The organism is Robertmurraya sp. DFI.2.37, from assembly GCF_029211245.1.
Taxonomy (GTDB): Bacteria; Bacillota; Bacilli; order Bacillales; family Cytobacillaceae; genus Robertmurraya; species Robertmurraya methanolica_A.
Genome location: NZ_JARGEJ010000302.1, coordinates 1 through 398 on the forward strand (window position 1 = coordinate 1; position 398 = coordinate 398).

The following is a 398-nucleotide window of genomic DNA, read 5'->3' on the forward strand; positions in this document are numbered from 1 at the left end:
CTTTCTTGTGCAAGCGCTCGACTTGCATGTATTAGGCACGCCGCCAGCGTTCGTCCTGAGCCAGGATCAAACTCTCCAAAAAAGAGTAAGATTAGCTCTTATGTTTAAAATAAACGTTGGCTAGCTTCGGCTCTCATAAGAGTGCCTCCACTATAATTTGTTGACGTATGATTTGTTTAGTTTTCAAAGTGCAATTTCTATATTCGCTCAGAAGCGACTTTTTTAATGATAACAAAAATTTAGTGCTAAGTCAATATTTTATTTCATTTTTTTGGTGGAGCCTAGCGGGATCGAACCGCTGACCTCCTGCGTGCAAGGCAGGCGCTCTCCCAGCTGAGCTAAGGCCCCATTAGTATAGTGGTCGGGAAGACAGGATTCGAACCTGCGACCCCTTGGTC

At 44.5% G+C, this 398-nt stretch carries 1 tRNA gene and 1 rRNA gene; both read right to left on the reverse strand.

What is annotated here, in order from left to right:
* Positions 1 to 82 (reverse strand): 16S ribosomal RNA (locus PZE06_RS26600); the annotation flags it as partial.
* 190 nt (positions 83 to 272) lie between these two features.
* Positions 273 to 348 (reverse strand) — tRNA-Ala (locus PZE06_RS26605).
* Positions 349 to 398 lie beyond the last annotated feature (50 nt).